Below are 3079 nucleotides of genomic sequence, written 5' to 3' on the forward strand. Positions count from 1 at the left end.
GTCGTCTGTTGTCAGTCACAGACCACTTGGGTGTTATATGGTCAAGCCTCACGGGCCATTAGTATCGGTTAGCTCAACGCCTTGCAGCGCTTCCACACCCGACCTATCAACCAGCTCGTCTCGCTGGGCCCTTCAGGAGGCTCGAGGCCTCGGGGAGATCTCATCTTGAAGGAGGCTTCCCGCTTAGATGCTTTCAGCGGTTATCCCGTCCGACCATAGCTACCCGGCGATGCCACTGGCGTGACAACCGGAACACCAGAGGGTCGTCCACTCCGGTCCTCTCGTACTAGGAGCAGCACTTCTCAAATCTCCAACGCCCACGGCAGATAGGGACCGAACTGTCTCACGACGTTCTAAACCCAGCTCGCGTACCACTTTAAATGGCGAACAGCCATACCCTTGGGACCGACTTCAGCCCCAGGATGTGATGAGCCGACATCGAGGTGCCAAACACCGCCGTCGATGTGAACTCTTGGGCGGTATCAGCCTGTTATCCCCGGAGTACCTTTTATCCGTTGAGCGATGGCCCTTCCATACAGAACCACCGGATCACTAGAACCTACTTTCGTACCTGCTCGACGTGTCTGTCTCGCAGTCAAGCACCCTTATGCTCTTGCACTCATTGCACGATTTCCAACCGTGCTGAGGGTACCTTCGTGCTCCTCCGTTACGCTTTGGGAGGAGACCGCCCCAGTCAAACTACCCACCACACACGGTCCTCGATCCGGATAACGGACCGGAGTTAGAACGCCAATGATGCCAGGCTGGTATTTCAAGGTTGGCTCCACTCGATCTGGCGACCGAGTTTCCAAGCCTCCCAGCTATCCTACACAAGCAACATCAGCGTCCAGTGTGAAGCTGTAGTAAAGGTTCACGGGGTCTTTCCGTCTAGCCGCGGGTACACAGCATCTTCACTGCGATTTCAATTTCACTGAGTCTCGGGTGGAGACAGCGTGGCCATCATTACGCCATTCGTGCAGGTCGGAACTTACCCGACAAGGAATTTCGCTACCTTAGGACCGTTATAGTTACGGCCGCCGTTTACCGGGGCTTCGATCAGGAGCTTCGCTTACGCTAACACCATCAATTAACCTTCCGGCACCGGGCAGGCGTCATACCCTATACGTCCGCTTACGCGTTTGCAGAGTACTGTGTTTTTAATAAACAGTTGCAGCCACCTGGTATCTTCGACCGGCGTCAGCTCCACCCGCAAGGGGCTTCACCTAATACCGGCGTGCCTTCTCCCGAAGTTACGGCACCATTTTGCCTAGTTCCTTCACCCGAGTTCTCTCAAGCGCCTTGGTATTCTCTACCTGACCACCTGTGTCGGTTTGGGGTACGGTTCCACTGTATCTGAAGCTTAGAGGCTTTTCCTGGGAGCGTGGCATCGATGACTTCCAGACCGTAGTCTGTTCGTCTCGTCTCTCGGCCTTGGGGAACCGGATTTGCCTAATCCCCCAGCCTACTGACTTTCACCAGGACAACCAACGCCTGGCTCACCTAGCCTTCTCCGTCCCCCCATCGCAATACAGTGAAGTACGGGAATATTGACCCGTTTCCCATCGACTACGCCTTTCGGCCTCGCCTTAGGGGCCGACTCACTCTGCTCCGATTAGCGTCGAACAGAAACCCTTGGTCTTCCGGCGGGGAGGTTTTTCACCCCCCTTATCGTTACTCATGTCAGCATTCGCACTCGTGATACCTCCAGCAAGCCTCTCGACTCACCTTCGTCGGCGTACACGACGCTCCTCTACCGCGCATCATTCGATGCACCCGTAGCTTCGGTACCTGGTTTGAGCCCCGTTACATCTTCCGCGCAGGCCGACTCGACTAGTGAGCTATTACGCTTTCTTTAAAGGATGGCTGCTTCTAAGCCAACCTCCTAGCTGTCTGAGCCTTCCCACATCGTTTCCCACTTAACCAGGATTTGGGGACCTTAGCTGACGGTCTGGGTTGTTTCCCTTTTCACAACGGACGTTAGCACCCGCTGTGTGTCTCCCACGCTGCACTCACCGGTATTCGGAGTTTGCCTCGGGTTGGTAAGTCGGGATGACCCCCTAGCCGAAACAGTGCTCTACCCCCGGCGGTGATACGTGAGGCGCTACCTAAATAGCTTTCGAGGAGAACCAGCTATCTCCGGGCTTGATTAGCCTTTCACTCCGATCCACAAGTCATCCAAATCTTTTTCAACAGATCCTGGTTCGGTCCTCCAGTTGATGTTACTCAACCTTCAACCTGCTCATGGATAGATCGCCCGGTTTCGGGTCTATATCCAGCGACTGGTCGCCCAGTTAAGACTCGGTTTCCCTACGCCTCCCCTATACGGTTAAGCTCGCCACTGAATATAAGTCGCTGACCCATTATACAAAAGGTACGCGGTCACGGGACGAGCCCGCTCCCACTGCTTGTACGCACACGGTTTCAGGGTCTATTTCACTCCCCTCTCCGGGGTTCTTTTCGCCTTTCCCTCACGGTACTGGTTCACTATCGGTCAGTCAGGAGTATTTAGCCTTGGAGGATGGTCCCCCCGTCTTCAATCAGGGTTTCACGTGCCCCGACCTACTCGATTTCACGGGATCAGGCTTTCGACTACGGGGCTATCACCCTGTATCGCTGAGTTTCCCAACTCATTCGCCTAACCTTTCACCCGCTTAAGGGCTGGTCCCCGTTCGCTCGCCGCTACTGGGGGAATCTCGGTTGATTTCTTTTCCTCGGGGTACTTAGATGTTTCAGTTCCCCCGGTTCGCCTCGTGCACCTATGTATTCAGTGCACGATACCTATCTGACGATAGGTGGGTTTCCCCATTCAGAGATGTCCGGGTCGCAGGTTGTTTGCCACCTCGCCGAACCTTATCGCAGGCTTCCACGTCTTTCATCGCCTCTGACTGCCAAGGCATCCACCGTGTGCGCTTCATCGCTTGACCATATAACCCCAAGGGGTCTGATCCGCGATGACAACCACGACAATTGCCGGATACGCTTGAGACGTATCTCATGCCCTTCCCCGGGTAGGGAAGGGACTTTGTCAGCATGATTCACATTGTTAAAGAGCGACTGTCAATCGACAGTCACAAACGTG

The 3079-nt window shown here is 54.8% G+C and carries 1 rRNA gene; it reads right to left on the reverse strand.

Going from position 1 to position 3079, the window contains the following annotated elements:
• Nucleotides 1–37: 37 nt before the first annotated feature.
• Nucleotides 38–2924: ribosomal RNA gene (locus CVH10_RS16760) — 23S ribosomal RNA — on the reverse strand.
• Nucleotides 2925–3079: the final 155 nt, after the last annotated feature.

This window comes from Halomonas sp. ND22Bw, assembly GCF_003011945.1.
In the GTDB taxonomy this organism is placed as follows: domain Bacteria; phylum Pseudomonadota; class Gammaproteobacteria; order Pseudomonadales; family Halomonadaceae; genus Halomonas; species Halomonas halophila.